The 3,265-nt window shown below is 43.7% G+C and carries 2 protein-coding genes; both read right to left on the reverse strand.

Annotated features, from left to right (window positions below):
- Window positions 1-26: 26 nt before the first annotated feature.
- Entirely contained in the window at window positions 27-1,724 is a 1,698-nt protein-coding gene (locus Q7P41_RS03010) for an FAD-dependent oxidoreductase (protein ID WP_303882017.1), read from the reverse strand.
- A gap of 83 nt (window positions 1,725-1,807) precedes the next feature.
- Entirely contained in the window at window positions 1,808-3,070 is a 1,263-nt protein-coding gene (locus tag Q7P41_RS03015) for a YeeE/YedE family protein (protein ID WP_303882019.1), read from the reverse strand.
- Between the last annotated feature and the right edge of the window lie 195 nt (window positions 3,071-3,265).

A 3,265-nucleotide genomic window follows, 5' to 3' on the forward strand; every position in this document is an offset into this window, starting at 1 on the left:
ATTTTTATCAATTACCTTTTCGTTATCTACTCGAAAATATATTCTGTAACGATTTTCTTTCTTCCTGTGATTTGGTCTTGGTAATACTCGTAGTAACAAATACCAAGGAACGAACCGGAGACGTTATAGACGTTTCTATATCCCATACCCTGTAGGGCCATCACGGCGTAATAGCTTCTTTGGCCTGTACGACAGTGCAAATAAACGGGTCTATCCTTGGGTATTTCATTTACCCTGGATCTGAGCTCGCTTAAAGGAATGTTGATGGCATTTATGAGGTGTCCCTTATCGTATTCATCTTTCTCGCGAACATCGACGATGAAGGCATTATTTTCCACCAATTCCCTCACCTTCGTGACAGGAACCTGTTCGTATCTGCCGTCCAAGAGGTTCAAACCAACTAGCGCGGCGTGGTTGATCACGTCTTTAGGCGTGCTAAAGGGAGGAGCATAACACAACTCGAGCTCTTTTGCGTCTTCTAAAGTGCCGCCCATCAATATTAGCGTAGCTATGACATCAATCCTCTTGTCGACGTTTCCCTTTCCTATAGCCTGGGCACCCAGTATTCTTCCTGTTGGATACTCGTATATTAATTTAAAATGCATTATATTGCTGTCTGGCATCAGGCTGACCTTATCATGGGGTATTATGTAAACGAAATCGTAGGGAATCCCGGTGGCCTTTGCACGCTTTTCGTTCAATCCGGTCGATGCGGCGTTCAGATCGAAAAGCTTGACTATAGAAGTACATATATGTCCGTTATTTCTGTAGGGGATGCCGTAAATATGATCGGCTGCGGCTCTTGCCTGCCTTTGCGCCGGCCCGGCCAGACCGCATGTGAAGTACCTGTGTTCTAAGCGGGAGTATACTTCGATAGCGTCGCCTATAGCATATATGTCTTTATCGCTTGTCAAGTAGTTATGGTCGACCTTGATTGCACCTGTAGCCCCGATTTCAAGCCCTGCGTCTTTGGCTAGAGCCGTATCCGGCGCAACGCCAACAGCCACGACTACGGCCTTAGCGTTGACCTTTCTTCCGGATTCCAGGACCAAGTGGTCGCTGTCAATCTTCACTACGGCATCGTTTAAGATGAGGTTGACGCCTTTGTCGTATATCTCTTTATGAAGTATTTGGGCCATATCGTTATCAAAAGGTGCCATTACTTGTTCTGAGGCTTCTATTATGGAAACCTTTTTACCTGCCAAATGTAAGTTGTCCGCTATTTCCAGCCCTATATAACCGCCGCCGACTACCGCGACGTCTTCAATGTTGTTCTTTTTAAGATATGTGTATAGCCTGTCAATATCTACCACGCTTCTTGCTGTAAATACATGTTCTTTATCAATTCCTTCGATGCTTCTTGGCAAAATGGGGCGTGCTCCGGGAGACAAGATCAATTTATCGTAGCTTTCTTCATATTCTCTGCCGCTTGCGTGATCCCTTACCAATATTTTTTTCTCGTTTCTTTGGATTTTTACCACTTCGCTGTTAACTCTGGCTTCAATGTTATATTGTTTTAAAAACTTTTCCGGTGACATTAAAATGAGATCTTCGGTTTTATTGACGGTATCGCTAAGACGGTAGGGTAGACTACAATTTGAGAAAGAAACATGTGGGCCTTTCTCAAATATAATGATCTTGGCAGTCTCATCTAATCTTCTGATTCTTGCCGCCGCGGAAGCTCCTCCAGCCACTCCGCCTATTATTAAAATCTTTTTTCCCATCGATACTTACCTCCTGGTAATTTAAAATATTAACAAATTTGCCTGTGCAGATTTATTAATAGTTTGCACTTTGTTGGCATTACTTACTCGGTGATTTTGCTCCTGATTTTGCAGCTAAGGATGCCACCTGCAACCATAAAAACTAAAAATATCCACCCCGATAGCGAAAGATTAGCTATAGGGCTATATAATGCCCCGACATTGCATCCATTTGCAAGACGAGTGCCCAATCCCATGCAGATGCCGCCTAATGCGAATACTGCCGCCTCTTTCTTTCTCATGCGCAGCCCTGACTTAAACGCTTGTACAAATTGCCCGGCTGTTAGCAAATATATGAAAGCGCCCACGAGAATGCCGAAGTTTTGTACCGAAGCGCCATGCCGAAAGAAGGGTAGTGTGAATGTATCGGCGGACATATGTGTAAAATTGGCGATAGATTCGGGCGACATGCCAAATAGCATAAACAGTTTACCTACCCATATTCCGAAAGGAGTGGATGCCCCCCAACCGGCTTTAGTGACACCCATCAGGAACATGAAAAGCAAAGCAAGCCCAACAGCACCCTCCCTTAGTGTCCATGGTTTTACAAAGATGTGCTCGTATGTCTGGGCGCTAAAAAGCTTGAATGTTTTTGCGTTCATCGGTTTAAGTTGTTCCTGCATGATTTCAAGGGGATGGCCTGTGTATGTATTGGTTTCAATCCTGTGTTTTTCGTATGTATAACACGCATATACAACTATCCCGCTAAACAAGGTTGTAATCAAAATAGCTCCTAAATATCCTCCAAAGCCGTCGCCCTTGAAAAGATCGGGGAGAAATACTCCTCCGGCGAGCTTGAGGCCAACCTCCGTCGAAAACCAGGAGTCGTTGACCCAACTTGCCGTTCTTTGTATGGGAAAACCGAGGAAAACTCCGAGGCCAAAGAAAAAGAGCGTGATGAATGCTTTTGGAAGGGCAGAGGGAAATATTGTAAGTACTCCGGTTGCACAGCATTCAGAAAGGGACATTCCAAAGCCGAAAAGAAAGGCGCCAATGATTAATCCCAGATTTATAGGATTGATCCAAAGATTATAGGAAGCAGGATCTGATCCGAACAAAAAGGCTGCCGTCAAAAAAGCGGTAATTAAAAACATGAGCGTCATCGTTCTCATAAGCCTGGTGGATCCGGTTTTATACGCCCTGTAGACGCTACCGGCAAAGCCTGTATAAGCCCTCGATAATGTATACCCTAACCCTGCACCTATTAGCAATCTGAAATAAAGGTCACTACTGCCTAAAAATATCTTGCCTCCGATCACTACACATAAGATTACAAGAAAACCGGCGGCATACTCAACCTTTTTCATGCAAAGCTTCCCTCCATGCGCGTTTATGAACGGCCTTCTTTTATATGTCCTTAAAGGTCATGTTGTGCCGTTAGTAAAAGAACGAGTTCATTATCTCTATCTTTTTAAAGTATACTTTTTAAAGTACACTATGTTAAAATATGCACAATCTACCATGAATTATATAGCATGGGAGGTATATTTGTCAACCTTACC

It is taken from the genome of Acetomicrobium mobile, assembly GCF_937920065.1.